Annotated in this window: 16 protein-coding genes and 1 pseudogene; 10 read left to right on the top strand and 7 right to left on the bottom strand. The window is 68.8% G+C overall.

Translation table 11 applies throughout. From position 1 onward, the window contains the following. Positions 1–149 precede the first annotated feature (149 nt). The 4 genes and pseudogenes from IPN47_01090 to IPN47_01075 form a co-directional block, all read right to left on the bottom strand. Positions 150–1,355 carry an MFS transporter gene (locus IPN47_01090; GenBank protein MBK9406643.1) on the bottom strand — a complete coding sequence of 402 codons (1,206 nt, stop codon included), beginning with the start codon at positions 1,353–1,355 and terminating at the stop codon, positions 150–152. A gap of 33 nt (positions 1,356–1,388) precedes the next feature. Next, positions 1,389–3,425 carry a hypothetical protein gene (locus tag IPN47_01085; GenBank protein ID MBK9406642.1) on the bottom strand — a complete coding sequence of 679 codons (2,037 nt, stop codon included), beginning with the start codon at positions 3,423–3,425 and terminating at the stop codon, positions 1,389–1,391. Positions 3,426–3,447: 22 nt separating this feature from the next. After that, positions 3,448–3,919: pseudogene (locus IPN47_01080) on the bottom strand (chemotaxis protein CheW). Next, on the bottom strand, positions 3,916–6,750 hold the full coding sequence (locus tag IPN47_01075; protein MBK9406641.1) for a chemotaxis protein CheW: 2,835 nt from the start codon (positions 6,748–6,750) through the stop codon (positions 3,916–3,918). The pseudogene IPN47_01080 and the gene IPN47_01075 overlap by 4 nt, the downstream one beginning before the upstream one ends. 518 nt (positions 6,751–7,268) lie before the next feature. Here IPN47_01075 and IPN47_01070 point away from each other — a divergent pair. The 9 genes from IPN47_01070 to ccoS all read left to right on the top strand — a co-directional run bounded on the left by IPN47_01070 (position 7,269) and on the right by ccoS (position 19,106). After that, positions 7,269–10,154: an insulinase family protein gene (locus IPN47_01070; protein ID MBK9406640.1), complete on the top strand. Its 2,886-nt coding sequence runs from the start codon at positions 7,269–7,271 to the stop codon at positions 10,152–10,154. Between the two features lie 408 nt (positions 10,155–10,562). Beyond that, complete coding sequence (gene ccoN / locus IPN47_01065) at positions 10,563–12,848, top strand: cytochrome-c oxidase, cbb3-type subunit I (GenBank protein ID MBK9406639.1); 2,286 nt, start codon at positions 10,563–10,565, stop codon at positions 12,846–12,848. Beyond that, on the top strand, positions 12,845–13,039 hold the full coding sequence (locus IPN47_01060; protein ID MBK9406638.1) for a cbb3-type cytochrome c oxidase subunit 3: 195 nt from the start codon (positions 12,845–12,847) through the stop codon (positions 13,037–13,039). Before ccoN ends, IPN47_01060 begins: the two co-directional genes overlap by 4 nt. 2 nt (positions 13,040–13,041) lie before the next feature. Further along, positions 13,042–13,656, top strand: coding sequence for a c-type cytochrome (locus IPN47_01055; GenBank protein ID MBK9406637.1), 615 nt, complete (start codon positions 13,042–13,044; stop codon positions 13,654–13,656). A 14-nt stretch (positions 13,657–13,670) separates the two neighbouring features. Then, on the top strand, positions 13,671–15,179 hold the full coding sequence (ccoG, locus tag IPN47_01050) for a cytochrome c oxidase accessory protein CcoG (GenBank protein ID MBK9406636.1): 1,509 nt from the start codon (positions 13,671–13,673) through the stop codon (positions 15,177–15,179). Further along, positions 15,176–15,664 (top strand): FixH family protein, encoded by a 489-nt coding sequence (locus IPN47_01045; protein MBK9406635.1) that lies wholly within the window; start codon positions 15,176–15,178, stop codon positions 15,662–15,664. Before ccoG ends, IPN47_01045 begins: the two co-directional genes overlap by 4 nt. Positions 15,665–15,668: 4 nt before the next feature. After that, positions 15,669–16,412: a sulfite exporter TauE/SafE family protein gene (locus IPN47_01040; protein ID MBK9406634.1), complete on the top strand. Its 744-nt coding sequence runs from the start codon at positions 15,669–15,671 to the stop codon at positions 16,410–16,412. Continuing rightward, positions 16,402–18,915, top strand: a complete 2,514-nt coding sequence (gene cadA / locus IPN47_01035) for a cadmium-translocating P-type ATPase (protein ID MBK9406633.1) — start codon at positions 16,402–16,404, stop codon at positions 18,913–18,915. The genes IPN47_01040 and cadA overlap by 11 nt, the downstream gene beginning before the upstream one ends. Beyond that, positions 18,912–19,106, top strand: coding sequence for a cbb3-type cytochrome oxidase assembly protein CcoS (gene ccoS, locus IPN47_01030; GenBank protein ID MBK9406632.1), 195 nt, complete (start codon positions 18,912–18,914; stop codon positions 19,104–19,106). The genes cadA and ccoS overlap by 4 nt, the downstream gene beginning before the upstream one ends. Before the next feature lie 182 nt (positions 19,107–19,288). On the opposite strand, the gene IPN47_01025 is transcribed toward ccoS, so the two are convergent. Next, positions 19,289–20,680: a dipeptidase gene (locus IPN47_01025; GenBank protein ID MBK9406631.1), complete on the bottom strand. Its 1,392-nt coding sequence runs from the start codon at positions 20,678–20,680 to the stop codon at positions 19,289–19,291. A 41-nt stretch (positions 20,681–20,721) separates the two neighbouring features. Further along, positions 20,722–22,047 (bottom strand): aminopeptidase P family protein, encoded by a 1,326-nt coding sequence (locus tag IPN47_01020; protein MBK9406630.1) that lies wholly within the window; start codon positions 22,045–22,047, stop codon positions 20,722–20,724. 257 nt (positions 22,048–22,304) lie between these two features. Between IPN47_01020 and IPN47_01015 the strand changes: the two genes are divergently transcribed. Further along, positions 22,305–23,840 (top strand): hypothetical protein, encoded by a 1,536-nt coding sequence (locus IPN47_01015; protein MBK9406629.1) that lies wholly within the window; start codon positions 22,305–22,307, stop codon positions 23,838–23,840. Here IPN47_01015 and IPN47_01010 read toward each other — a convergent pair. Continuing rightward, positions 23,837–25,300: a DNA recombination protein RmuC gene (locus tag IPN47_01010; protein MBK9406628.1), complete on the bottom strand. Its 1,464-nt coding sequence runs from the start codon at positions 25,298–25,300 to the stop codon at positions 23,837–23,839. The two genes, IPN47_01015 and IPN47_01010, sit on opposite strands and share 4 nt — an antisense overlap. Positions 25,301–25,340 lie beyond the last annotated feature (40 nt).

Raw genomic sequence — 25,340 nt, 5'->3', positions numbered from 1 at the left:
GCCCGTATCGGCAAGTATCGGCAGCTCTCGCGCGGACTATTGTCGGAGATCACGCGCGGGATGCCGGGCGACGCCGAGCGGCACCATCCGGGCGCCCCTTCCGCGACGGGCGCACGGAGCCCCGATCGGGCGCCGGTGGCTGCGCCGGGTTAGGTGTTGGCGCGCACGGTCGAGGCGGGACGCACGCCTCGCATCGCCGCCGGCTCGGCCGCGCGCTCGGCGAGCACCTCACGCGCCAGCGCCCGCAGGGCGGCCCACGCCAGCAGCGCAAGTCCGCCCTCCAGCGCGCCCACCAGCATGAAGATGGTCCGATACCCGGCCACCGGGTCGTCGCCGCGGGTCAGCGCGAGCAGGAGTCCCCCGGCAATGGGTCCCACCAGGAAGCCGAGCGACCCCGCCACCTGGAACGCGCCAAAGAGCCCTTCACCGTGCCCGCGTCGCGCCAGGTCGGAGATGAGCAGCAGATTCGGGGTGAACATCAGCGCCGAGAGCACACCGGAGGCAAGCATCGCCAGCGGGAGGAACGCGCGAGGCACCAGCCCGTACGACGCAAAGACCGCCCCGAAGAGCACGTTGCCCACCATCATCGGGGCAAACCACCCGATGCGATCGGCCAGCCGGCCGGCCGGGTAGCACAGGAGCGCGAACGGCAGCATGAAGAGCGCGATGAGCACCCCGCGCTGCGTCGCACTCAAGCCGTGCACCTGCGTCAGGAAGAGCGTGAAGGTGGAGACAAACACGCCGATGCTGAACCGATCCATGAAGGCGTAGCCCAGCGGAATCCACGCCTGCACGCGCGCCCGATCGAACGCATACCGGTGCGTGCGCGCCGCGGCGGCCGGGACGGGGACGTCGGGGAGCGCGAGCGCGAGCGCCGAGGCCACCAGCAGGAGCGCAGCACCACTCCAGTAGACCATCGTCGCCTGACGCTCCACCAGCCACCCGCCGAGCGGCGAGCCGATCGCCACCCCGATCATCAGGGCCGACGCCAGTGCGCCCAGCGATCCGCCCCGCTGGGCGCCGGAGGTCCGGTTGCTCGCCAACATCAGCAGCGTGACCGCCGGCAGGTGAACCGCGCCGTCGAGCACCCGAAACGCGTAGAGCACCGGGAGCGACGGTGCCATCCCCATGCCGACGAAGGCCAGCGCATCGACGGCGAGGGCGAGCGCGATCCACCGCCCGATATCCTGCCGCCGCCGCGCCAGGCGCATCCCGAACGGGACGGTGAGCATCCCGGCGATCATGTTCACCGTCATGAACGCATGCGCGTCGCTGGTCGTGCCGCCATGGGCGGTCACGACCAGTTCGTGGAGACCGGGGACCAGGAGCGTCACCGGGACCAGCGTGAAGAACATTGCGAGAGCGATCGCCGCGCGAGAGCGCATAGATCAGAAAGCTCGCATCTTCCTCAGGAACTCCGCAACCGCGGTGTTGAGCTTCTCGGACTCCGCGGAGAGCTGACCGGACGCGGTCCGGATGTTCTCGGCGGTGCGTCCCCCCTCCAGGGCGACCTGCGTCACGTTCGCGATGTTGTAGCTCACGTCGGCCGTGCCACGTGCCGCCTCGCTGACGTTCCGCGAGATCTCGCTCGTCGCGGCGTTCTGCTCCTCCACCGCGCCGGCAATCGTCGTCGAAATCTCGTTGATCTTGTCGATCACGGACGCGATTTCGCGAATCGCCGTCACGGCCAGCCCGGTGTCGGCCTGCACGCCGGCGATCTTGTTGCCGATCTCCTCGGTGGCCCTGGCCGTCTGGCGCGCCAGCTCCTTGACCTCGTTGGCGACGACGGCAAACCCCTTCCCCGCCTCACCGGCCCGCGCTGCTTCGATCGTCGCGTTGAGGGCAAGCAGGTTGGTCTGCTGCGCGATCGACGTGATCACCTTCACGACCTGCCCGATCTCCTGGCTCGACTGGCCGAGCTTGGACATCGTGTCGCTGGTCGACGCCGCCTGCCGCACCGCCACCTGCGTGATGTGCGACGCTTCCTGCACGCGGCTGGCGATCTCGCGAATGCTCGACGTCAGCTCCTCGGCCGACGCGGCCACCGTCTGCACGTTGCGCGTCGCCTCTTCCGAGGCAGCTGCCACGGCCTGCGCCTGACGAGTCGTCTCCTCGGCCGAGGCGGCCATCCCCTGCGCGCTCGCCTCGAGTTCCGTCGACGAGGAGCTCACGACGTTGACCACGGCCTGCACATCGCGCTCGAAGTCGTCGGCCATGCGCACCCGATCCGTAATGACCGCCCACGTCACCATCGCCCCGATGTACTTGCGGTCGTGGTCGTAAATGGCCACCAGGTTGAGGTCGAGCGTCTCGGGGCCGAGGCGGATCTTGGCGCGATGCGGGAGGTTCTTGTCCGACGCCAGCATCCGGCGCTGGTGCGACGGATCCTTGTGGAAGATGTCGATCTTCTGCCCGAGGATGCGGTCCACCGGCATCGGGAGGTGATGCTCCAGCGGCTTCAGCGTCTTGATCGACGCCGGGTTCATGTAGATCAGGTTCAGGTCGAGGTCCGTGAGCATCACGTTGATGTTCACGTTGTCCATCATGTTCTGCAGGCGCGCGGCCTGCAGCACCGCGGCCTCACGGTCCGTGACGTCCTCCCAGTTCACGACGAAGCCCTTCACCTCGTTCCCCTCGGCGATCGCGCTCACGCACAGGTCGAGCTTGCGCTCGCCCACGCGGATCACGCGCCGGTAGGGGAGGTTGTGCGGATTGGCCAACAGCGTGCGGACGCGCCCACGCAGCTCGCCGGCGTGGAAGCGGTCGATCGACCCGCCCTCCATCTCGCGTTCGCGCACGCCGAACAGCGCGACCGTCACGTCCTCCATCCCCTGCATCGTCTCGTGCGACTTGCGGTTCATCCAGACCAGGTTGAACTCTGCGTCGGCGACGAAGATGTTGGTCCCCACGCCGTCGAGGGCGGCAAAGAGCGCCGAGGCGCTCCCCATGAGCCCCGCCTTCCCGCTCGCCTCGGCGGTATCGGCGTCCTCATTCGCGGCCTCTGCCCCGGCGATCGCAAACGCGGCAACGGTCTTGTAGGCACCGGTCCACGCCTTCTCGAGCGACTTGCTCCAGAGCGGACCGGCCACGGTGGCGAGCGCCGCGATGAGTGCCTCGCCGACGGCCCCGTAGTGTTCGGGCTTGGCGCCGTACGCCACGTGGCGTGCGCCGAGTGCCGTCGCCACCTCCTCCAGGCGCTCCGGCTTGTCGGCGTTGGCCACCACCACGCCGATGGCCTGCACCAGCTTCTTGCGCTGGTCGGTCATGTTCACGTGCGCGAACAGCGGCTTCACATCCGGATGGCGCTCGAAGAGGATGCGGTAGAAGGTGCGGGCGAGCAGGTCCGCGCGCGGCTTGAGCGCATCGAAGGAATCGCGGAGCAGCTTGACGCTGGGGGACGCCGGGGCGGACTTGACGCGCGGCATGATCGGGTTCCTGTAGGAGGCGTTAGGCTGCCGCGAGGTCGAGTCGCAGCAAGGCGTGGACGTGGACGACGACGAGAAGGCCGCGCTCGCGGCGAACGATGCCGGCGCAGGCCTGGCGCCAGGTCGGATCGAGAGTGGGAGGAGGCGGTTCGACGGCCGCACCGTCGACGGAGAGCACGTCGCCGACTTCGTCCACGAGCAGGGAGAACAGCTCCCCCTCGTGCCGCACGACGACGTTCATCGGCGCCTCCCCGGCAGCACGCGCGGGGGAGGCCAAGACGGGTGCGCAGCTCGACCGCCGTGACGATCTGGCCGCGCAAGTTGAGGAAGCCGGCCACTTCGGCGGGGGTGCGCGGCACCAGCGCAATGCGCTGGGCCAGCAGCACCTCCTGCACGAGCAGCACCGGGATGCCTAACCACTGGTCGGCCAGGCGAAAGGTCACGTACTCGACCGAGCCGTGCCCGGACGTCGTTCCGCCGATGGCCGCGCTCATGCGGGGACCCCCGCGGCGGCGGCGAGGCGCTGCAGTGCCGACAGCACCGCCTCCCGGTCGAACTTCACGAGGAACTCGTCGAAGCCGCAGGCGCGGGCGCGCTCACGGTCGGCGGGGGTGCTGCGCCCCGTGAGGGCGAGCAGCGGAACGTCGCTCCAGGCCGGATTCGCGCGAATCTCGCGCGCGAGGGCGAAGCCGTCGACGGCAGGCATGTCGATGTCACTGATGATGATGTCGTACCGGTCGCCACGCTCCAGGTACGTGAGCGCATCCCGCCCGTCGGACGCGGTGCTCACCTTGTAGCCGGCACCTCGCAGCACCGGGGCGATGAGGCTGAGGAAGAAGCGCGAGTCGTCCACCAGCAGGACGTGCGTGTCGCCACGTTGCAGCTGTGCCGCCGGCGCGAACCAATCACCGAACGCCTGGCGCAGGAAGTGGTTGGTGTCGATGATCTCGGTGGCCCGCCCGCCAATCACGCAGACGCCGAGGACGCCGGGACGATGCGTCGCCTGGTCGAGCGTGAGGCGCGCATCCACGATGTCGCGAATCTCGTCCACGGCCACACCCATCGACCGCCCGTTGTCGGTGAAGACGATCACCGGACGCGGGTTGCGGGCGCGCAGGTCCATCGCGGCGCTCGCCGGCAGCAGCGGCAGCAGTGCCCCGCGATACTGCACCAGCGCCCGCCCGTCGGCCTCCTCGATCTGGTCGGCCGGGATCTCCTCCAGGCGTGCGACGAGGGAGAGCGGCACCGCCTGCAACGCCGTACTGCCCGCGTCGTAGACCAGGACGCTCTCCGTTGCACCGTCCTCCGAGGCGTCCAACTCGGTCGCCGCGCCGGCGGCCTGCTCCGCGTGCGTGACCGCCAACGCCTCGTTGGCAATCCCGGTGGTGTCGAGGATCATGATCACCCGGCCATCGCCCAGGATCGTGCACCCCGCATACACCGGGAGGTGCTTCACGAGTCGCCCGACCGGCTTGACCACGATCTCCTGCGTGTCGAAGACTTCGTCGACGACCAAGCCGACGCGCAGCTCCCCGACCTGGCAGACGATGATGTTGTACTCGTCAGGCAGTAACGTGGTCGACAGGACCAGGCGCTCGGCGAGCGACACGAGCGGGAGGAGCGTGTCGCGCAGGCGGAAGAAGCGCGCCCCCTGCACCTCCTCGATGCGATGGCGCACCTCGTCGTTGACGCGCACCAGCTCGACCACGCCGATCTGCGGGATCGCGAAGACCTCGGACGCGGAACCGACGAGGAGCGCGGAGATGATCGCCAAGGTCAGCGGGATCTTCACGCGCACGGTCGTCCCGCGCCCTTCGCGCGACGACAGTTCGACCGTGCCGCCGATCTTCTCGATGTTGCTGCGCACGACGTCCATGCCCACGCCGCGCCCCGACACGTTCGTGATCTTCTCGGCGGTCGAGAAGCCGGGCTCGAAGATGAAGCGGAAGACCTGCGCCTCGCTCAGCGTCGCGGCGACATCGGCGGGGACGAGCCCGCGCTCCACCGCCTTGCGCCGCACCTTCTCCACGCTGATCCCGGCGCCGTCGTCGGCGATCTCGAGGATGACGTGTCCCCCTTCATGGTACGCGTTGAGGCGGATCGTCCCCTGCTCCGGCTTGCCCGCGCTGCGGCGCACGTCGGGGAGTTCGACCCCATGGTCGGCCGAGTTGCGCACCATGTGGGTGAGCGGATCCTGGATCGCCTGCAGGATCTGGCGATCGAGTTCGGTCTCGGCACCGTGCATCTCGAGGGCGAGCTGCTTGCCGCTGGCCTTGGCCAGGTCGCGCACGAGGCGCGGAAGCTTGCTCCAGGCCCCACCGATCGCCTGCATGCGGGTCCGCATCACCGCCTCTTGCAGGTCGGTCGTGACGCGGTTGAGGTGCTGCACCGGCGCGGCATAGACGGAATCGTCGTCGGCCGCCGAGAGCTGGATGAGCTGGTTGCGCGCGAGCACCAGCTCGCCCACGAGGTTCATCAGCTTGTCGAGCAGCGTCACGTTGACCCGCAGCGAGCTGTCGGCGATCGACCCGCGCGCCTCGCTCGAGGCGCCGTCCGCGCGAGAACCTTCCGTGGCGTTAGGCGGCGGGGCCGCGGTCGACCCGGCGGTTGCCGCCTGCACCGGGGGCGGGGTGGGCGTCACGTCCGGCGCGCCAACCGTCGCGGCGGCGGGGATCGACGTACCGGGAACAGCGCTCGCACCGCCGGTGGAACGCACGGTCTTCGTCGCGTCCACGTGGATTGCCAGGACCTCGCCGGTTCCGAAGTCCTCGAACGTACCGCGCGTACCGCCGACGAGTTCGGCCTCGTCGTCATCGGGGGTGAACGCGGCCGGCGACGTGGCCGTGGCGGGGGGCGAGGCGACCGGCGCCCCCGGCGTGTTCGATGCCATGATCGCGCGAACGGCGTCCGGGGTCGGCGCCATCGGCAGGTTCGAGACCGGCGTCGTGGCACAGTCCATCCACGCCTGCAACGAACCGAGGAGCGCCGTGTCGTCGCCGGCGGGTTCGGTCTCGCTGCGTTCGAGCTCACCCTGAATCGCCTTGATCGTGTCGACCGACTGCAGGATGTCGCTGATCATCGACGGCACGACCATCAGGCGCCCCTCCCGAACCGCGCCGAGCACGCTCTCGGTGACGTGCGCGAGGACCTCGAGTCGTGGCAGTCCAATGAAGCCGCACGTCCCCTTGATCGTGTGGATCGTGCGGAAGATGCTGTGCACCAACGCGAGGTCGTGCGGGCGCTGCTCGAGTTCGATCAGGTCCTGATCGAGCTTCTGCAGGTTCTCGGCGCTCTCGGTGAGGAAATCGCGCAGCAGATCATCCATTGGCGCGTGGCGTAGGGGAGTCGACGGGACCCGGTAGGGAGAACACGAAGGGTCCCACAGATAATTTTCGGACCGGCGACCAAAAGCTTTAGGCGACGCGCCGATTAGGATGCGCCAACGCAGGGTCGACAGCTGCAATCGCCCGCGCGCTGCATCCCACCGTCCGCGCGCTCGGGGCGACCGCCGAACACGACGCCTCGCCCAGCCGATGACGGGGGCCCAGCGGTGGGGGACGCGTGCGAAGGCGGCACGCCGTCGCGGCCAGGGCGCGCGACCGACGGACGGCACGTTGGGCTGGGACCACCACGACGCGCCCCGAACGCCGCGCCCTCCCTCGTCCCCCCCCCACGCGCACCCCGTTCGTCACATCACACACGCCCTGCCCGCGCGCCCCGCCCTCCCTAGGTTTATGGGAGCAATGCAGACGAACCGGCGTCGTTCCGGCGGGTCGGTGCCGTCTTCGGCCGCCACACGCAGACGTCGCCTCTCGTCGCTCGGCCCTTCCCTGTGGAGTGAGCATGTCATCGAAGCCTCGAGTTCGCGCCGCATCGTTCCCGCGCCTCGCCCGATTCCTCGCCGCCGTCCCGCTCGCCGCGTCCCTGGCGGCCCCGCTCGGTGCGCAGGAAGCCGCCGCAACGCGCACGCGCCCCGCGACCGCCGGCACACTGAACGCCCAACGCATCCCGACCGACCCCGCCGTGCGCGTGGGGCGGCTGCCGAACGGGCTGCGGTACTTCATTCGACGCAACGCCAAGCCCGAGCAACGGGTCGAGCTGCGCCTCGTCATCAACGCCGGCTCGGTGCTCGAGGACGACGACCAACGCGGGCTGGCGCACTTCACCGAGCACATGCTCTTCAACGGGACGCGGCGCTTCAAGAAGAACGACATCGTCTCGTATCTCGAATCGATCGGCGTCAAGTTCGGCGCCGACCTCAATGCCTACACCGGATTCGACGAGACCGTCTACATCCTTCCCGTCCCCACCGACAAGCCGGGGCTGCTCGAGAAGTCGTTCGGCATCCTCGAGGACTGGGCCCACGGCGCCCTCTTCGACTCCACCGACGTCGTCAACGAGCGCGGCGTCGTGCTCGAGGAGTGGCGTGGCGGCCTCGGCGCCGACACGCGCATTCGCGACAAGCAGTTCCCGGTGATCTTCCGCGGCTCCCGCTATGCCGAGCGACTCCCGATCGGACTGCCGGAGATCATTCAGGGCGCGAACCCCGGGCCGCTCAAGCGCTTCTATCGCGAGTGGTACCGTCCGGACAACATGGCGGTGGTCGCGGTGGGTGACGTCGACCCCAATCGCCTCGAATCGCTGCTGCGCCGGCGCTTCTCGTCCTTGGTGCGCCCCCCGCGCGCGCGCCCGCGTGCGATGATCGGCGTCCCCGACAACGACTCCACCCTGGTGAGCATCGCCACCGATCCCGAGCAGCAGTTCAGCAGTGTCACCGTGCTGTTCAAGCATCCGCCAGCGCGGCAACGGACCGTCGCCGACTATCGGCGTGCCCTGGTGGGTCAGCTGTACAATGACATGCTCAACCAGCGCCTGACCGAGATCTCTCGGCGCGCCGACGCCCCCTTCTCGTTTGCCGGCTCGGACTACGGGAGCTTCGTGCGCTCGACGGATGTCTACCAGCTCTCGGCCGCGGCCAAGGACGGCGGGATCATCCCGGCGCTCGAAGCGGTGCTCATCGAAGCGCGGCGCGTCGACCAGCACGGCTTCCTCGCCTCCGAGCTGCAACGCGCTCGCACGGCGATCCTCCGCGCCTACGAGAGTGCCTACGCCGAGCGCGACAAGTCCGAGTCGGCCAACTATGTGGAGGAGTACGTCGAGCAGTTCCTCACTGGAACGCCGGCGCCGGGCATCGCGTGGGAGTACCGCGAGGTGCAGCGCCTCCTCCCCACCGTCACGCTCGACGAGGTCAACGCCCTCGCCCGCACGTGGATCGGCAAGCGCAATCGTGTCGTGACCGTCGCCGCCCCCGCGAAGGACAGCGCCACCGTTCCCACCGAGGGCGCCATCCTCGCGGCCTTTCGCAAAGCCGACGCGACGACCGTCAGCGCGTACACCGAGACCGTCTCGGACGCCCCGCTCGTCGGGACCATCCCGCGCCCTGGGCGCATCGTGGCGGAGAGCACCGTGACCGACCTCGGGGCCACGATCTGGACGCTCTCCAACGGGGCGCGCGTCGTGCTCAAGCCCACGACCTTCAAGGCCGACGAGGTCCTGATGCGCGCCTATAGTCCGGGCGGCTCGAGTCTCGTCAGCGACGACGACTATCCGTCGGCGATGCTGGCCACGACGATCGCCGAACGCGGGGGACTGGGCGACGTCTCGGCCATCGACCTGGGGAAGAAGCTCACGGGGAAGCAGGCACGCGCGAACGTCTTCATCGATGGCATGAGTGAAGGGCTCTCGGGCGGTGGATCGACAAAAGACCTGGAGACGATCTTCCAGCTTGCCCACCTGCGCTTCACCGCGCCGCGCCGCGACTCCAGCGCCTTCCTCGCCTTCAAGGCGCAGGTCGCGCCCTTCTTCGCCAATCGGGCCAACTCACCCGACGCCGTCTTCTCGGATACGGTCATGCTCACCCTGGCGCAGCATCACCCGCGCGCGCAGCCCGTGAGCCAGGCGCTCTTCGATCGTGTCTCGTTCGCCAAGGCGTTCGACATCTATCGCGACCGCTTCGCCGATGCCTCCGACTTCACCTTCGTCTTCGTCGGCAGCTTCACCCTCGATCGGATGCGTCCCCTCGTGGAGCAGTGGCTGGCAACGCTGCCGGCCACGGGGCGTCGCGAAGCGGGGCGCGACGTCGGGATCCGCCCCCCGGACGGGGTGGTCGAGCGCACCGTTCGCAAGGGAGTCGAGCCCAAGGCGTCGACGCTGGTGCTGTACCACGGCGAGACGACCTTCTCCCCCGAGGCGCGCTATGCCTTGCGCGCGCTGAGCGAGTACCTGGAGATGCGCCTGCTGGAGAACCTGCGAGAGGCGCTTGGCGGGACATACTCGGTGAGTGTGGGCGGGCAGGCGTCAAAGCTCCCCCGCCCCGAGTATTCCGTCACGATCCAGTTTGGGTCGTCGCCCACGCGCTCCGACTCGCTCTTTCGCACGATCGTGGCGGTGATCGACTCGGTGAAGGCGGGGGCGATTGCGGAGGGAGACGTGCAGAAGGTTCGCGAGCAGCAACTGCGCACGCTGGAGGTGAACCGGCAGGAGAACTCCTACTGGCTGTCGAACCTGTCGGCGCGGTTGGAGAACGGCGAGGACCCGCGCGGACTCCTGGCGTACGAGCAGCTCATCCGCGGGTTGAGCGCCGCGCAGTTGCAGGCGGCGGCGCGGCAGTTCCTGGATGCGTCGCGTTATGCACGATTTGTCCTGCTCCCGGTGTCGGTGACACCCTAACGAGCGTGGTGCTGCGGCGCGCGCTGCCGTCAGCGTGCCCCGTTCAAAGGCGTTGGCTCCCTCCCATCCGGGGAGGGAGCGCGTAGGGACATTGTCGGACGAAGTGATGTTCACGCGCGGCAACGAGATACTGGAATTAGCCGAGAGGTGGCCGCGAGTCCCAAGGACCTGCTAGGACCCCGAAGTCCTAGTCACAGCGTGGGATGCGCGCGACGCGTGCACAAAATGCTGGATTTATGTCACGGGCGCGAATCGTCAGGGTATCCCTGACCCTGCGACGGTCCCCCCCCGACGACACGACTACCCGACTCTGCCGAGATTCTGCGCACATCAACGAGTCCGCAGAACGTTACCATATGCGGATTTGGTTATACAAATCCCCGTACCATCGCCCTCGTCGAGGTTTGCATGAGCGAATCCCGGAGCGCCCCAGCCGGAGCGGCAGGCGCCGCAAGGCTCGAGTCGTTCAGCTACGATGACGTCATCGTACGCAAGTTCCTGTTCGTGACGATCCTGTGGGGATTCGTCGGCATGCTGGTTGGGGTGTTGATCGCCATCCAGATGGCGTACCCCGAGTGGAACCTCGCCCCGTTTCTCACCTTTGGTCGTCTGCGCCCGCTGCACACCAACGCGGTGATCTTCGCCTTCGCGGGCAATGCGATCTTCACGGGGGTCTATTACTCGACGCAGCGCCTGACCAAGGCGCGCATGTTTTCCGACGCGTTGAGCAACGCGCATTTCTGGGGTTGGCAGCTGATCATCGTTGCCGCCGCCCTCACCCTCCCGCTGGGCTTCACGCAGGCCAAGGAGTACGCCGAGCTGGAGTGGCCGATCGACCTCATGATCGCGGTGGTGTGGGTCATCTTCGCGATCAACTATGTGGGGACGCTGATCAAGCGCCGTGAGCGCCACCTCTACGTGGCGCTCTGGTTCTATCTGGCCTCGATCATCACGGTGGCCGTGCTGCACATTTTCAACAACCTGTCCGTGCCGGCCGGGTTTCTGAAGAGCTACAGCATCTACGCCGGGGTGCAGGACGCCTTCATGCAGTGGTGGTACGGCCACAACGCGGTGGCCTTCTTCCTCACGACGCCGTTCCTGGGGATGATGTACTACTTCATGCCCAAGGCGGCGGAGGGGCCGGTCTTCAGCTACAAGCTGTCGATCCTGCACTTCTGGACGCTGGTCTTCATGTACATCTGGGCCGGGCCGCACCACCTGCACTACACGTCGCTCCCCGAGTGGGCGTCGACGTTAGGCATGATCTTCTCGGTCATGCTGTGGGCGCCGAGCTGGGGGGGCATGATCAACGGCCTCCTGACGCTGCGCGGCGGGTGGCACAAGGTGGCCGACGACCCGATTCTCAAGTTCATGGTCATCGCCCTCACCGGCTACGGCATGTCGACCTTCGAAGGGCCGATGCTGTCGATCAAGGCGGTGAACTCGCTCTCGCACTACACCGACTGGACCATCGCCCACGTGCACTCCGGGGCGCTCACCTGGAACGGCTTCTTCACGTTCGGCATGATCTACTGGCTCGCGCCGCGGCTCTTCCAGACGGAGTTGTACAGCAAGAAGCTGATGAACACGCACTTCTGGATCGCCACGATCGGCATCGTGCTGTACATCGTCTCCATCTACTCGGCCGGCGTCACGCAGGGACTGATGTGGCGCGCGTTCGACGAGACGGGGCGCCTGCAGTATCCCGATTTCGTCGAGACCGTGGCCCGCCTGATCCCCATGTACTGGGTGCGCGTGGTTGGCGGCACGTTGTACCTGGTGGGCGTGATCATCTTTGCCTACAACATCGTGAAGACGTGGGGCAAGCGCCCGGCGGCCTACACCGTTCCGGTCGTCCAGGCCCCGGCGCTGGCCAAGCAGTACGTCCCGGAGCCGTTACGCCCCGGCGTTGACGTGCCGGCCACGGCGTTCGGCCGCTTCATGAACCTGACCTTCCACCGGTCGTGGGAGCGCGCCCCGATTCTCTTCACCGTGCTCACCACGGTGGCGGTGGCAGTGGCCTCGCTCTTCGAGATCATCCCGACGTTCCTCATCAAGTCGAACGTCCCGACCATCGCGTCCGTCAAGCCGTACACGCCGCTGGAACTGGCGGGGCGCGACCTCTACATCCGCGAAGGGTGCTTCAACTGTCACTCGCAGCAGATTCGCCCGCTGCGCTTCGAGACAGAGCGCTACGGCGAGTACTCCAAGCCGGGTGAGTCGGTGTACGAGCATCCCTTCCTCTGGGGCTCGCGCCGCATCGGGCCCGATCTGGCGCGGGAGGGCGGGATGAAGAGCAACCTCTGGCACCTACGCCACTTCCAGAACCCGCGCGAAGTGAACGCCAAGTCGATCATGCCGGCGTACACCCACATGATCACCAACGACCTCGACTTCGACGGGATCCAGCAGCGCGTCGACGCGATGGCGATGCTGGGCGTGCCGTACGGGGACGCGGTGAACACGGCGCCCGACATGGCGCGCGCGCAGGCCAAGACGATCGCGGCCGATCTCGCGGTGACCGGTGGTGGCAACGGCTTCGAGACGAAGGAAGTCACCGCGCTCATCGCCTACATGCAGCGGTTAGGGCGTGACATCCAGACGGCGCCGGGAGTGGCGGCCAACCGGACGTCGGCTCCGGCCCCCGCCACGGGAACCGCACCGGCGGTCGCGCCCGCAGGAGGGCATCCATGAGTCTCACCGAATTGATGAGCGGGGCCAACCTGGACGGCTACGCCCAGATCTCGCTCATCCTCTTCCTCGTGGCCTTCGGTCTCGTGCTGTGGCGGATCTTCTCGCCGCGCTTCAATGAGACCTACCAGAAGGCTGCCCGCATGCCGCTCGACGACGAGACTCCCCAAACGCCGCGTAAGCGCGGAGAGTGACCATGGCCGCCCCACAAAACGACAAGAACCTGATCGAGCACAACTACGACGGGATCCAGGAGTACGACAATCCGCTCCCGCGCTGGTGGGTATACCTGTTCTACGCGACGATCGTGTTCTCGGTGCTGTACTACTTCAACGTCCCCGGCGTGGGGATCGGCAAGGGACGCATCGCCAACTACGAGGCCGACGTGGCGGCGTGGAAGGCGGCGCATCCGGAACCCGACGGTGGCGCGACGCCGCAGCAGCTGGCGGCGCTCGCGACGGACCCGTCGACGATTGCCACGGGCAAGACGGTCTACACGACCAACTGTGCGTCGTGCCACCGCCCCGACGGCGGCGGCATGATCGGCCCCAACCTGACCGACGACGCCTGGATCCACGGCGGCACGCTGTCGGAGATCCACAAGACCATCGTGGAAGGGGTGTTGGCCAAGGGGATGCCGAACTGGGGCAAACTCCTGAAGCCGGACCAGGTGAACGCGGTGACCGTGTACGTCGCCTCGCTCAAGGGGACCAACCCGCCCAACCCGAAGGCGCCCGAAGGGGCGCCGGCCGTCCAGGCGGCGCCCGCAGACTCCGCCGCCACGGACACCGCCACACCTAAAGCCCAGTAGGAAGCAGGATCGCAGTGAGCTCCTCCATCGCCCCACGAGCGCAAGGTCGGGTGCTCCCGACGATGAACGAGGACGGATCGCGTCGCTGGATCCGTCCCAAACCCTCCGACGGCGCCTGGTGGTCGCGCCGCCGGATCGTCGCCTACGTGCTGATGGTGGTGTACCTCGCCATTCCGCACATCGACATCAATGGCAAGCCGAGCATCTGGCTGAACGCCGTCCGCCGGGAATTCACCTTTTTCGGCTACACGTTCCTGGCGACGGACACGCTGTTGTTCATGCTCCTGCTGGGCACGCTCGTGCTCCTGGTCTTCACCTTCACCGCCCTGTTCGGGCGGGTGTGGTGCGGCTGGGGGTGCCCGCAGACCGTGTGGATGGAGTTTGTCTTCAGACCGCTCGAGCGCCTGATCGAAGGCGGGCGCTCGGGTTCGATGGCGATCGACAGGAGCGGGTCGCACTTCAACCCCCGCCGCCTCCTCAAGTACGCGGTCTACTTCGTCATCGCCCTCGTGCTCGCCCATACCTTCCTCGCCTACTTCGTGGGCGTGGATCAACTCAAGGTGTGGGTGACCCGATCACCCGTCGAACACCCGTCGTCGTTCGCCATCATGGCGGTGACGACGGTGCTCGTCTTCCTCGACTTCGCGTACTTCCGCGAGCAGACCTGCACCATCGCCTGTCCGTACGGGCGCTGGCAGTCGGTCCTGCTCGACAAGTCGTCGCTCGTGGTCGCCTACGACTATGGGCGCGGCGAACCGCGCATGAAGGGGACCAAGAACCGCGCAGCCAATCTCGGCGACTGCATCGACTGCGGCGCCTGCGTGGTCACCTGCCCCACCGGGATCGACATCCGCGACGGGCTGCAGATGGAATGCATCCACTGCACGCAGTGCTCCGACGCCTGCGACGCCATCATGACGTCGATCGGCAAGCCCACGGGGCTCATTCGCTACACGTCGCGCGACATCCTCGCGGGCGGGACGAGCCACCTGCTGCGTCCGCGCACGATCATCTATCCGGTGGCCCTCGCCCTCGTGATGGGGACGCTGGTCTACCAGATCGACACGAAGCCCAAGGCGGACATCACCCTGCTCCGCTCGCTCGGCGTCCCGTTCACCGAGGAGAGCGACGGTCGCGTCTCCAACCAGGTACGCCTGCGCATCGCCAACCGAAGCGAGAGCGACCGTTCGTATCAGCTGTCGATCGTTGGCGCCGAGGAAGGCCAGGTGGTGATCCCGGTCAACCCGTTCCCGGTGGCGCAGGGGAAGACCGAGACCTTGTCGCTCTTCGTCCTCCTCCCGCGTGCGGTCTTCGCCACGGGCGATCGGATGGTGACGATCAAGGTCACCGATGGCGCCGACTACACGGGGGAATTCCAGTACCGACTCCTCGGCCCGCGTGGCGAGGGTGAAAAGGTCGGCGGCTCGCACGACTCGTCAGGCAGCGCCGACACCAGGGACGACGACAAGGACGACAGGAAGGACGGGGACTCCACCTCCCTCGACTCGAAGGAGAAGCGATGAAGCGCGGACTGCAGTGGCCGATCGGGATCGCGCTCGTGCTGATTCTCTCTGCCGGGAGCAACATCTGGGTCGCGCTGGTCGCGAGCCACGACGAGGCATTCGCCGTGGAGCCCGACTACTACCAGAAGGCCGTGCACTTCGACGACGAGATGGCGCTGCGTGCCGAGAGCGCGCGACTGGGGTGGCACGTGACCCCGGCGCTGGCGCTTGGTGAACCCGGGCGCGTGGGGACGCTGGAAGCCGTCGTCACCGACTCGTCAGGCACGACGATCAGCGGTGCCTCGGTGCAGGTGCTGGCGATGCACAACGCCCGCGCGTCGCGCCAACTCACCGCCACGCTCGCCGATGCAGGCGACGGGCGCTATCGCACGTCGCTCGATGCCGTGCGCCCAGGCGAGTGGGAATTGCGCTTCCTGGTCACGCGCGGGACCGATCGGTTTGCCGTCCGGTCGCGAGTCGACGCGGCCCCCCCGTCCGCGAAGTAGTCCGATGTCTGCGGTGCTCGCCCTCGGCGTCCTCACCGCCTCCCTGCTCGGGAGCATGCACTGCGCGGGGATGTGCGGTGGTTTCGTCTGCTTCTATGCAACGGGGGCCGACGGGCGCGCGGGCGGGACGGGATCGCACGTCGCGTACAACGTCGGGCGCCTCGTCTCGTACCTGGTGCTCGGGCTGCTGGCCGGTGTCCTCGGGCAAGGGCTCGACCGGGTCGGCGGGTTGGTCGGGCTGTCGCGCGGCGCCGCCGTGGTCTCGGGGACGCTGATGATCGGTTGGGGGCTGTCGACGATCCTCGCGTCGCGGGGGATCCGCCTTCCGCGACTCGAGGGGCTCCCGGTCGGACGCAACCCGTTAGGCGGGCTGCTCGCGCGCGTGCGCGGCCAGCGGCCCGAGGTGCGCGCCGCGGCCACGGGACTGCTCACCACGCTCCTTCCCTGCGGCTGGCTCTACGCCTTCGTCTTCACGGCCGCGGGGACGGGTCGCATCGACACCGCCCTCGGGACGATGGCGATCTTCTGGGTGGGGACGCTCCCCATGATGTTGAGCGTGGGTTACGGCGCGCAGCGCCTCACGGGCGCCTTCCGCAGCCGGCTCCCGATGGTCACCGCGGCCGCAGTCGTCGTGATGGGGGTGCTGTCGATCACCGGACGCATGCGCCTCGATCCCGAGGCGCTGTCGGCGCGCGCCCGCCAGCTGCACGTGACCAGCGGCTCCCCGTCCGCAGCGCATGGCCACTAGCAGCAACTCGAGCACGACCCCGGGCGCGAACGCCGCCGGCTTCGCGCTCGGCCGCAGCGAGGCGCGTCGCGAGACCGCGTGCACGCACTGTGGCCTCCCCGTCCCCGACGGCTTCCTCGAGGATGGGGCGACGGCGCAATTCTGCTGTGCGGGGTGCCGTACCGCCTTCTCGATCCTGAGCGAGCACGGGCTCGACCAGTACTACGGTTTCGCCGAGCGCCGCACGTCGCCGGTGCGCGCAACGGGGCGCACGTACGAGGAGTTCGACCACGAGGCGTTCCAGTCGTTGTATGTCACGACGACGCCGGACGGGCTGTCGCGCGTCGAGCTCTTCCTCGAGGGAGTGCACTGCGCGTCGTGCGTCTGGCTCGTGGAACGCGTCCCGTTGCTCCTGCCGGGCGTGGTGCGCGCCGAGTTGAACGTCGGGCGCTCGCTGGCAGCGATCGAATGGGACGCCGCCGCGGTGCGCCTGTCGCAGGTCGCCCGTTCGCTGGAGTCGCTGGGCTACGCGCCGCATCCCTACCTCGGGGTGCGACGCGACGAGGTGCGGCGCAAGGAAGACCGCTCGGCCATCATGCGCATCGGCGTCGCCGGAGCCATCGCCATCAACGTGATGCTGGCCGCGCTGGCGATGTACTCGGGGTGGCTGGCCAACGGGATCGAGTCGCAGTACGAGCGCTTCTTCCGCTACATCTCGCTGGGGTTGACGATTCCGGCGGTGCTCTTCCCCGGACGCGTCTTCTTTGCCGGGGCGTGGGCCGCGCTGCGCACGCGCGCGTTGCACCTGGACCTGCCCATCGCCATCGCGTTGGGCGCCGGCGTGATTCGCGGGACGATCAACACCGTCACCGACACGGGGCCCGTCTACTTCGACGGCGTCACCGTCCTCATCTTCCTCCTCCTCGTCGGGCGGTACCTGCAGCAGCGCGGCCAGCGCGCCGCGACCGATGCGTCGGAGTTGCTGTACTCCCTCACCCCGCAAGGCGCTCGCGTGGTCGACGAGGGCGGCGCGGTGCGCGAACTCCCCGCCGCCGCCCTCCTCCCCGGGATGCTGCTCGACGTGCGCGCCGGCGACACCATTGCGGCTGACGGCACCGTCGCCGAGGGACGCTCGTCGGTGAACCTGTCGCTCCTCACCGGCGAGTCGCGCCCGGTCTCGGTGGAGGCCGGGAGCACGGTCTACGCCGGGACGCTCAACGTCGCCGGACCGTTGCGCGTGCGCATCGAGCGCGCAGGCGAGGAGAGCCGGGTGGCCAAGCTGCTGCGCCAGGTCGAGGAGAGCACACGGCGCCGCGCGCCGGTCGTCGTGCTCGCCAACCGCATGGCGGGTTGGTTTGTCGCGATCGTCCTCGTCCTCGCCGTCGTGACGTGGGCCGTCGGCGCCCCGACCGATCCGTCGGCCGCGCTCGACAACGCCATCGCCCTCCTCGTCGTGACCTGTCCCTGCGCGCTGGCGATGGCCACGCCGCTGGCCGTCACGGTCGCCACGGGACGCGCCGCGCGCCGCGGACTCTTCATCAAGGGGGGCGACGCAATCGAGGCGCTCTCCCGCCCAGGGATCATCCTGCTCGACAAGACCGGGACGATCACCGAGGCGCGCGTCTCGCTCGTGCACTGGGAAGGGCCCGAGTGGGTCAAGCCGCTCGTCCTCGCCCTCGAGCAGGAGTCGACACATCCGCTCGCCGATGGCTTTCGCCGCGCCTTCTCCGACCTGGCCGAGGTTCCGCTCGTGGAGTCGTCGTCGCACGTGACCGGGGGGGGCATCACGGGGCGCGTGAGCGGGCACGACGTCTTCGTCGGGTCGCCCGCCTTCGTCTCACGACACGCCACGCCGATGCCGTCCGGCCGGTCGACCGTCGACGACTCGCTCACTCCCGTCTGGATAGCCGTCGATGGCGCGGTGGTCGCGCACGCCTACCTCGGCGACCCCGTCCGCCCCGACGCCAAGGCGAGTATCTCTGCGCTGCGCCAAGCGGGGTGGTCGGTGCGCATCCTCTCGGGCGACGCGACACCGGTGGTGCGCGCCGTGGGCCGATCGCTCGGCCTCGCGCCTGACGAGTGCCAGGGCGAAGCGACGCCGGAGGAGAAGCTGCGCGTGGTCGAGTCGCTCAAGGTCGACCATCGCGTGGTGATGGTGGGCGACGGGGTGAACGATGCCGCGGCCATCGCGGCCGCCACCGTCGGGATCGGCGTGCACGGCGGGGCCGAGGCATCGCTGGCGACCGCCGACATCTTCCTCACCAAGCCGGGGCTCGCCCCGCTGGTCGAGTTGATGCAGGGCGCCGGCAATACGATGCGTGTCATCCGGCGCAACATTACCTTCTCGCTGCTGTACAACGTCGTGGGGGCGTCGCTGGCGATCGTTGGCCTGATCAATCCGGTGATTGCCGCGGTCATGATGCCGCTCAGCTCCCTGACCGTCGTCCTGGGATCGTGGTACGGCCACACGTTCGAGCGCACGGCGTCCAACCGCCCCACATCCCCCCGCACCGTGACCGCGTGAGCATCCTGTATCTCGTCCTCCCCCTCGCCCTCGTCATCGTCCTCGCGGCGGTGCTGGCCTTCTCGTGGGCCGCTCGGCGCGGGCAGTTCGACGACCTGGAGACACCGGCGCTCCGCATGCTGCACGACGACGATCCCGCCACGGGGACCCGGCCGCGCCCCGCGGCCCCGCACGACGCTCCGCTCCCCTGACGACCGCGCCTGGCGCGACAGGCGAGCCAGGACGGCCGCCAGCCTCTGCAGGCTTTTTCCGGTTGGAGTCTCCCAATGAAAACCCCCGCGTCGTGACGACGCGGGGGTTCGTTCGTTGAGGCTATGGAGATCCTGTCCGCCCAGCCCGCCTGCCACAACGGCTCATGCCACCACTTCGCCGCCTAACGCGTCGCCCCGACGGCACTCGTCTGCTGCAGTTCCCGGGCAACACGCTGCACGTCGGTCAGGACGCGCAGCAGGTTGCCGCTCCAGAGCTTCCCGATCTGCGCCTCGGTGTAACCGCGCCGCACGAGTTCGAGCGTGACGTTGAAGGTCTCGGTGGCGTCGCTCCATCCCTCCACGCCGCCGCCGCCGTCAAAGTCCGAGCTGATGCCGACGTGGTCGATGCCGATGAGCTTCACCGCGTAGTCGATGTGGTTCACGAAGTCGGCGACGGTGGCCCGCGGGGGCGGGGGGAACTGCCGGTTGAGCTCCGCCAGTCGGCGCTGGAAATCGCTGCGTTTGTCGGCCGGCAGCTGCTGGATCGCGCCGGCGCCAAGGCCGCCCCCCGTTAGGCCGAATTCGGCGCGCAGCGCCGCGATCGCCTGGGTGCGCGCCGGGGAGTCGGGGGCACGCTCCTTCACGTAGGCGTCGAAGGCCACCAACTGGGCGACGCCGCCGTTCTTCGCCAGCGCCTTGAGCTGCTCGTCGTCGAGGTTGCGGCTGTGGTTGCAGATGGCCCGCACGCCCGAGTGCGACGCGATGATCGGCGCCTTGCTCAGCTGCAACGTGCGCATCATCGACTGCTTGGACGGGTGCGAGATGTCGACCATGATCCCCCACCGGTTCAGCTCGCCGATCACCTGCTCGCCCAGCGGCGAGACCCCGTTCCACTGCCACTTGCCGTCGCGCTCACCCGTGTTGGAGTCGGAGAGCTGCGAGTGCCCGTTGTGCGCCATCGACAGGTAGCGCGCCCCCCGGTCGTAGAACGTCTTCACGCGGGTGATGTCATCACCGATGGGGTAGCCGTTCTCGACCCCGATGAGGATCGCCTTCTTCCCCTGCGCCGAGATGCGCCGCACGTCGTCGGCGGTGCGGGCGAGCGCCACGCGATCGGGCGCGATGGAGTCGACGAGTCGGTGGATGGCGTCGAATTTCTCGATCGCCTGGTTGTAGGCGCGGGCGTACGCCTCCGAGGTGAACGACGGATTTTGTCCCACATAGACGATGAGGAAGGCGGCGTCGAGCCCGCCCTCTTCCATCTTGGCGACGTTCACCTGCGTGTTGAGGCGATCCTTGTAGTTCGGCTGCCCTACCCGGAAGTTGCCCGGGTTGATGTCGACGTGCGTGTCGAGGGTGATGACGCGCTCGTGGATGCCGCGCGCCCTGGCCACGAGGTCATCTGCCGTGGCCGGCGCCGGGGTCTGCGCCGAGGCGCAGCCTAACGCGGCGAGCGTGAGGACCGCCGCCGCGAGGTGGCGCGGCGTGGTGGTGGCGATGCGGCGTCGCGTGTCGGAGACGCGGGGGGCCCCCCCCAACAACACGTTCGCCGTTCCGGTCGACCGGTCTGTCATCATTTCGTTCCCCGTGGTCGCGTTTCGTTTCGTCCTCATCCTCAGCTCGCCGCTCCCCCGAACGGATCCTCGAGCGACGGCGATTGCGGCGTGAACATCTCGCCCCCCGTCTCGGTCACGACCCAGTCATCCTCGAGCCGCACGCCGAACTCGCCGGGGATGTAGATCCCGGGCTCGTCGCTAAACGTCATCCCCGGCGCGAGCGGGAGCGTGTTCCCCTTCACGAGATACGGCCACTCGTGCCCGTCCATTCCCAGGCCGTGCCCCACGCGATGCGTGAAGTACTTGTAGCCCGGGCCATAGCCGCCGTCCTCGATCACCTTGCGCGCCGCCGCGTCGATGTCGCCGCACGGGACGCCGGGACGTGCCGCCTTGAGCGCCGCGGTCTGCGCCGCGTGCTCGATCTCGAAGACCTTCTTCATCTTGTCGGTCGGCTTCCCCAGCACAAAGGTGCGCGAGATGTCCGACGAATACCCCTCGACCTTGCAGCCGCCGTCGATGAGGAGGATCGAGCCCTCCTTCACCACCTGCGGCGTGATGGACCCGTGCGGGAGCGCCGAGAACTCGCCTACCTGCACGCCAGCGCCGCCGGAGAAGCCGAGCTTCTCGTGCGCCTGCGAGACGAGACGGGCAAAGTCGCCCTGCGTCATCCCTTCCTTGAGCGACTTCCACGCCGCCTCGTACGCCTTGAGCGTCACGCGCGACGCCAGCTTCATGAGGTCGAGCTCGTGCGCGTCCTTGATCATGCGGCAGCCCGCCGAGATCGGCGTCCCGCTCGTCACACGCAGCTGCGGCGCGGCCTGCGCCACGTTGTCGCTGAAGACGAACTTCACCGTCTCCTCGACCCCCAGCGCCCCGGCGGCGATGCCGCGGCTGCGCAACCCGTCGGCCACCAGCACGGACGGCGACTCGTCTTCTTCCCAGGTCATGACGTTGGTCCCGCTGCCTAACGGGCCGAGCTTGACCTGCTCGATCGTGCGCTCCTCCTCGAACTTGGGCGTCACCACGAACGGCGTCCCCTTCACGGGGATGATCACCGCCGTCAGGCGCTCGCTGTTCCCCCAGTTCATCCCGGTGAAGTAGACCATCGACGTCCCGCCGGTCAGCATGAGAGCGTCGATCTTCTGCTCCGTCATGAGGCGGCGCGCCTTTTCGAGCCGGGCGCGGCGCTCCTCCACGCTGATCGGCTTGGCCTCCCCCTTCATCGAGGTGAGGGCGGCGATCGCCGGCGGGAGCGCGGCATCGCCTCCCGCTCCCGCCGCATGGTCGTCTTCCTGGGCGGCGGCGGCGTCACGCCCGCCCGCCGCGCACGCGGTGCCGGCCAGCGCCAGCGACGAAGTGGTGAGGAAGGTGCGGCGCGAGAGCATCGATCGAATCTCCGTCGTTAGGCGCGGCTCCTCGCCGCCGGGAGCGGCGGCGAGGAAGGCACAGGGTCCGGGCAGCAGCCCCCAAAGTGCCCCGCGGCGCGGGAGACGTCGAGGGGGAACGGGGGGCAAGCGGGGCCCCCACCACTCGTCCCGGAGAACGCACGCTTGCCAGCAGGCGTTGGCGCACGACACCTTGGCACAGCTCGGCGCGCCTTCCTGGTCGCCGGCGCGATGTCCCCGACGCCCCCTCGCCCCTCGTGCGCTTTCTCGAGATCGTCTTCCTCGCCTCGCTCGTCGTGTCGGGCGCGGCCTTGTTCGTCGCTCCGTCGCGGCGCCCCGCCTTCCTTCGATACCGCCCCGCGCTCCCCGTCACCCTGGCGCTCGTCCACGTCTTCATCGACCACGGACGCTGGCAGCTGTTCGCCGCCTACGCGCTCGCCGGGCTCATTTCCCTCGCCGCCATCTTCGAGGTGCGTGACGGCGAAGGGGCGGCGAAGGACCGCCCGGTGATCCGCTGGCTCGGGGCACTCGTCATCCTCGCGGTCACCGCAGCCTCCGCGGCCGTCGCCTGGTTCGTCCCGCTCTTCTCGCTCCCCGAACCGACCGGCCCCCACAAGGTCGGGACCCGCTGGATCGTGCTGACCGACAGCTCGCGATTCGAGATGCTGGCCCCGTCGCCAGGCGGCAAGCGCCAGCTCATCGTACGCGTTTGGTTCCCCGCCGACTCGGTCGCCGGCGCCAGCGACGACTACATCGAGTCCGACGTCGCCAAGGGGATCGCGACCGGGCTTAAGCTCCCGTCGTTCGCCCTCTCCCACCTCACCAACATCTCGACGCACTCGTACCGGCGCGCCTGGCTCCCCAGCCAGCCGCAACGCTTCCCGCTGATCCTCTTCTCGCACGGCTACGGGGTCGGGACCGAGTCGCAGAACACCGTGCAGATGGAGGAACTCGCGTCGCACGGCTTCGTGGTCGCCAGCATCGACCATCCGTACGAGGCAGGGGCGATCCTCATGCCCGACGGCAAGGTCGCCCTCGCCAACCCGCCGTTCAATCCGGCCGACTCAGCGTCCCTCACGCAGGCGCTGGCCGCGATCACGCAGCTGCAACAGGCGACCGACACCTCGGCGATGCTCGGTCCCCTGCGGACGATGTACGCCAACTCGGCCCCGCTCGACACCTCCATCGTGCGCTGGACCGACGACACGCGCTTCGTGCTCGACCAGATCACCGCGATGAGCGCCCCGCACATGGGGGGCGATACCCTCTTCGCGGGACGCCTGGCCACCGACAAGGTCGGGCTCCTCGGCATGTCGTTCGGCGGCGCGACGGCGGCCGCCTTCTGCACGATCGACGCGCGCTGCGCGGCCGGGATGAACCTCGACGGCCTGCACTACGGAGTCGCCGCGCGTGAGCCTCTCCCCCGCCCCTTCTTCATCGCCTCGAGCCAGAAGAACACGAACGTGCACCGCCTCTTCTATGAGCGTGCCACCGCCCCGGTGTCGCTCATGACGGTGACGGGGAGCGAGCACATGGACTACACCGACTTCAGCTGGATCGCCCCGAAGCTCGCCGCCCGTACCGGGATGCTCGGCGGGATCGCACCGGCGCGCATGCACGCCCTCATGAACGCGGTCATCGTCCCCTATTTCGACGCGGCGCTGCGCGGCGGCACGGGGATCGACCGGGCAGCGCTGACGGCGCGGTACCCTGAAATCACGCTCCTCTCGCGGTCCGGGACCGCGGTCTCGCCCCCGGCCGCCACGCAGGACGCAGCCACCACTCGGCGTTAGGCACCGCCGGGCGCCACGCGCCGGCGTGCGTTAGGCGCCGGGCGGCGACGGGAATACCGGGGGCTCGCGATGAGCCGCCGGCGTGTCGCCCGCCGCATCGCGCGGCTCCCCGACCGTCGCGTGGTCCCGCGCGATGTCCGGCACGTGGTCCCGCGCACCATCCCGCTCCCGGCCCGCGTCCCCGTCGCGCGGGACGCGAGGGCGCGATCGATCCCCTCGAGCGTCGGAAGGTCGACCGCCGACGCCACACCGAGTTCGCGAAAGCGCCGCGCCTGTGGCAGCACGCTCTGCTCGAGCGAGCCGACACTCCGGTTGTAGGCATCCACCGCCTTCTCCAGCCCACGGCGCATCTCGTCGAGATGCGTGGAGAAGCTGCGTAGCCGGTCGTACAGCTCCCGCCCCAGCGCGCGCACCGTCTCCGCCCCCCGCGAGACCTGCTCCTGCTGCCAGCCGTAGCTCACGGCGCGCAGCAGCGCGATGAGGGTGGTGGGACTCGCCGGGATCACGCGGCGCTCGACGCCATACTCGATGAGTGTGGGATCGTACTGCAGCGCCGTGCTGAAGAAGGTCTCGCCCGGCAGGAACATCACCACGAACTCGGGCGCCTGCGGAAACTGCTCCCAGTACCCCTTGGCCGAGAGGCGCGTGATGTGGTCGCGCACCTGACGGGCATGCTGCCGCAGGAGTGCCTCGCGCGCCGCGTCGTCCGGCGCCTCGAGCGCGTCCAGGTACGCCTGCAGCGGCGCCTTGGCATCGACGATCACGATCTTGGCGCCCGGCAGCCGCACCTGCACGTCGGGGCGCAGCACTCCCGCCGGCCCGCCCACACTCTCCTGCTCCACGAAGTCGACGTGCTCCACCATCTGCGCCATCTCGCACACCCGTCGCAGTTGCACCTCGCCCCAGCGCCCGCGGACCACCGGCGACTTAAGGGCGTCGACGAGCGTACGCGTCCGCCCGCTCAACTCGCGATGCACGTCGGCCAGCGAGGCCACCTGCGTCAGCAGCGATTCGTACGCCCCGGCGCGCGCCACCTCCACCTGTCGCAGGTTGCCGTCCACACGATCGAGCGCCTCGCGGAGCGGCGAGAGCATGTCGCCGATGGCCCGCTGCCGCCCCTCGAGATCGAGCGACGAGGCGGTGCGCACCTCGTCGAGCGTCCCGCGCGCGACCTGCAGGAAAGACTCCGCATTTTCGCGCAACGCATCCGCCGACAGCGCGCGGAAGGCCTCCTTGAGTTGCAGCTCCGACTGGCGCACGAGTGCCTCACGCTCCTGCGCGTGCCGCTGCTCTGTGGCGAGCGCCGCTGCATGGCGCGCACGCTCGGCCTCCAGCGTCGCGGCGAGGCGGGTCAGCTCGCCCACCGCGCGCGCGCGCGCCGCCAACCAGGCGATCATCCCTCCCACCACCAGCCCAACGACGGTGGCGATCACCAGCGGCCCCCAAGCACTCGACGCCATGCGCCCTCCGATCGGGAATGCAACGTTCGGATGTTACATT

Source organism: Gemmatimonadota bacterium (assembly GCA_016719105.1).
In the GTDB taxonomy this organism is placed as follows: domain Bacteria; phylum Gemmatimonadota; class Gemmatimonadetes; order Gemmatimonadales; family Gemmatimonadaceae; genus SCN-70-22.
Note: the sequence above shows the minus strand (reverse complement) of the source record. Positions and strands in the feature narration are given on the sequence as shown.